7 protein-coding genes are annotated in these 3,481 nt (G+C 41.8%); 2 read left to right on the forward strand and 5 right to left on the reverse strand.

The features are described 5' to 3' along the window. On the forward strand, positions 1–302 hold a 302-nt coding region (locus tag WAM07_RS06355), incomplete at its 5' end, for a hypothetical protein (protein ID WP_422165703.1). A 60-nt stretch (positions 303–362) separates the two neighbouring features. Here WAM07_RS06355 and WAM07_RS06360 read toward each other — a convergent pair. Next, on the reverse strand, positions 363–905 hold the full coding sequence (locus tag WAM07_RS06360) for a TetR/AcrR family transcriptional regulator (RefSeq protein WP_422165704.1): 543 nt from the start codon (positions 903–905) through the stop codon (positions 363–365). A 297-nt stretch (positions 906–1,202) separates the two neighbouring features. On the opposite strand from WAM07_RS06360, the gene WAM07_RS06365 reads away from it, so the two are divergent. Beyond that, positions 1,203–1,973, forward strand: a complete 771-nt coding sequence (locus WAM07_RS06365) for a polysaccharide deacetylase family protein (RefSeq protein ID WP_422165705.1) — start codon at positions 1,203–1,205, stop codon at positions 1,971–1,973. A 19-nt stretch (positions 1,974–1,992) separates the two neighbouring features. Here the strand turns inward: WAM07_RS06365 and WAM07_RS06370 are convergent, their stop codons facing one another. The 4 genes from WAM07_RS06370 to WAM07_RS06385 all read right to left on the reverse strand — a co-directional run. Beyond that, a complete protein-coding gene (locus WAM07_RS06370; RefSeq protein ID WP_422165706.1) occupies positions 1,993–2,274 on the reverse strand; it encodes a hypothetical protein in 282 nt (93 codons plus the stop codon). 233 nt (positions 2,275–2,507) lie between these two features. Next, positions 2,508–2,954, reverse strand: coding sequence for a hypothetical protein (locus WAM07_RS06375; RefSeq protein ID WP_422165707.1), 447 nt, complete (start codon positions 2,952–2,954; stop codon positions 2,508–2,510). Between the two features lie 81 nt (positions 2,955–3,035). Beyond that, a complete protein-coding gene (locus WAM07_RS06380) occupies positions 3,036–3,302 on the reverse strand; it encodes a GNAT family N-acetyltransferase (protein WP_422165708.1) in 267 nt (88 codons plus the stop codon). Between the two features lie 68 nt (positions 3,303–3,370). Beyond that, on the reverse strand, positions 3,371–3,481 hold a 111-nt coding region (locus WAM07_RS06385; protein ID WP_422165709.1), incomplete at its 5' end, for a zinc ribbon domain-containing protein.

Raw genomic sequence — 3,481 nt, forward strand, 5'->3', positions numbered from 1 at the left:
GTACAAACGGCGATATAGAAGCATTTAAGATAGGGTTCCCAGCCAGGGTCCGTTCACATGAAATGGCTGGGGCGGCGGAGGAAACGACGAGACTCCCGCGGGAGAAGGAGCTAGGCGAGACCCCACAGGGAGTGTTAACGACTGAGGAGGCTTGCCAGTTCCCCGCAGGAAAGCGAGTTGTTTCTGTAGCCGCCCTCATCTATTGCTTGCAACGGACCCCCAACTATCTCGAAACTGAGTCTTCAACAAAAGGGAGCTTAACTTTAATAACAACACGAACTTTAACAGAGGTAATTTCTTAATAAAATTTATAATTAGACAAATAAAAAGTCATCAGTTCCTTAAGGATCTGATGACTTTCTTTATTCATTGGGATAGGTTTGTTGGGTCAATCGCTCCAGCACTTTTTTCCTCAGACTCGGATTCAGCTGACCAAGACCGAAGATTTCAGACAGCCACAGCCCATCAACGGCAAGGCGAAGGATGGTGGCATCCACCTGATCCAATCCATCGTGCTCAATATGATTCTGCCAGTCCGCATATGTATCCTGCAGCGGCTTTAAAAGCTTAGGATTCATTCCCTGCGCTGCCAGCATGCCGGCACTAATGGTTTCATTCTGCACACTTTTATCGTGCATGACATTAATAAAAGACCTGGCCCACTTGCCTTCCTCTACAGCTTCTTTATCGACCAGTTCTTCCACGTTTTGCTGGTAAATGTTATTCATGTGCTGAACGAGTCCTTCCACCAGTGATTCCTTCGTGGAAAAATGGTACAGAAGACCGCCTTTACTGACTTCGGCACGCTTAGCTACAGCATCTAAGGTTAAAGCATCATTGCCTTTCTCTTTAACGATTAAAGCAGCTGCTTCCAAAATTTTATGCCGTTTTGATTCTCTTGGCATGACTTTTCCCTCATTTTAAGTTCGGTTTTTCTTCATGTTATCAGTAGTTTCGCCTTTTTTCAATTTGGTTCTGTTCCAATTTAATTCTACACCAGAACTTCTTTACACCCTGCCTGGCATAAATTTGAAAAAGATCATCATAATAAAAAAGGACCTGACCTGCACGAATTAACGTGCCTTTTGGTTTCATCTTTTTTGCTGGGTAAGCCTTGCGCTCTACCCTTTTTTAAACGCAGCGCCGGGATATGTAAAGGAACGTACTAAATCAGGTAAAGTGTACGAAAGGAAGGGTTGCTTATGTTAGACCGATTTTTCATTTTATCAGGTGTAATCATCATTTTCTTCTCGAGTTTTTCCCCAGTTGCGTCGAGTGCCGATTATTACCCTTTCCAAACCGAATTCCCAAACCATATGCTTTATCAGGGGCAGATCCAGGATAAAATAATAGCTCTTACATTTGATGATGGTCCAGACCAGCAGTACACACCTGAGATATTAGATATATTACACAAACACCAGGTGAAAGCCACGTTTTTTTTAATGGGATCACGTGTAGCCAAGTACCCTGATGTGACTAGACGTATAGTGGACGATGGACACGCGATTGGGAATCATACGTACTGGCACCCGAATTTGGCTGAAGCTGACATTCATCAAATGGAATGGGAAATTAATCAGACGAATAATCAAATATATCAAGCTACCGGACAAACCACCCAATGGTTTAGAGCTCCCTATGGCGCTTTAAACGAGCAGCAGATATTGAACCTCGGTTTTTTGGGATATAAGGGGATAGGCTGGTCTATTGATACGGAAGATTGGAAGGGGCCGGGCGACCAAGCCATTACTCGGCAAGTTATTCAAAATGTCCACCCCGGTGCAATCATTCTGATGCATAATGCGGGCCACTGGACGCAGGATTTAAGTGGCACGGTAGAAGCTCTCGATGAGCTGATTCCCCTATTAAAAAGGCATGGGTACCAATTCGTTACGATTCCGCAAATGTGGCAGCTCAATCATCAAAGTCAAATTCCTTCTCAGCGTGCAAAAGAAAAATCATTAAAATAGTAAGGCTGTTAAATTTCCTTTATCCCATGTAGATATCTTTAAATTCCTTAATGGTTGTCGTTTCTTTATTTAGTGTCTCTTTCATTTTCTTGCCGCACTTTTCACTGCAGAGAGCAAACATCGCGTCGGATCCATCATTTTTAGCTTCAGAGTCTGCGGTCGTTACAATCATAGGAACACTGGTATTCCGAGTCTCTAACCATAATTGAGTTATGGACCCTTCCTGATCTGAATAATCTACACCTTCAGCAAATTTAACACTTAACCCAAACACGGGATCATTTTCTTTAATTTTCTTCATGCACCAGGAACATCTCAACATAAGATCACGTCCTTACCTATAATAGATTTTTGGTCCAGAAGATAACGCAGCCGTACCGTACACGGTATAAATTTTCAGACATCTTCTCCTATCATTATAAACAAACCATCGAGGTACACAACCATTCATCGCTAATATTAACAAGACGACAATAAAAAACCTTGATCAGCTGAATGATCAAGGTAGAATTTTTACTATTTAAATATTCCCCATTAATAAGTGCCTGCTAAAATACTCTCTATATCATTCAAGCTTGACATCAACGTTATTGTGGGGAAAATCATAAGAAACAATACAGCGAACAAAACGATCCTCTTTTGTTTTCCTCGGTATAACTCCTTGATGATCAAAAGAGGCACGGCAAAGATCGATGCGAAAAATAAGAGGTAATCCTGCTTCAGATACCCTACCCGGTCTACCAGCATATCGATATGCCATTCCTTATAGTCAGGTGGATGAAAGTTGATCTTCTCTTCTTTTAACCCCAACAAATTATGAGACTGCACGAGAACGGTTTCTTCTTTCTTCTCAATGATTTCATATCCCAGAGGCGCATAACCAATCTGATAGGCCATGATGTAGGACATCATAAAAGCTATGATCATAAATAAAACATTGAGGAGAAAACCTCTAATTTTACTTAGTGTCTTTTCACTCATACCCCCCTCACCACGCTCCATGCCATGTTTCCTTTTAAATCGCAACCTGATACCTTAATGATATCTGACCACTCCAAACGTTTAATATTTCGTAATATACTTTAATAGATCTCTAATGTCCTTCCATCCATATACCACTTCACCCAGCATTTTACCAGACACTTCAATCTCCTTAGTATCTATTTTCTCCGCTCCTATTTTTTCATAGAAGAACCGGGAATCGTTATCTGCCAATACGAAGACAAGCATAGAATGAATATTCATCTTGTTTAATTCCTGAATAATTGGCTCTATCAGTCGTTTCCCTAAACCGTTTCTCTGATGCTCTTTTATTGAACTACCCCCCACTTACTCGCTGACGCTCCTTGAAGTTGGGGGATTCCTAAGAGCACGAACCTAACGGTTCGTTCAAATGATTAGGCTAGCCCCGTCGCACCGACGGTTGGAAGGATTCTTTTAATTTCCTTCAATATATTGAAACTCGCATTTAGATCGCGGTCGTGGCGGGAGCCGCAATTCGGGCAGTT

Origin of the sequence: Halobacillus sp., assembly GCF_049282395.1 — a bacterium.
Taxonomy (GTDB): domain Bacteria; phylum Bacillota; class Bacilli; order Bacillales; family Halobacillaceae; genus Halobacillus.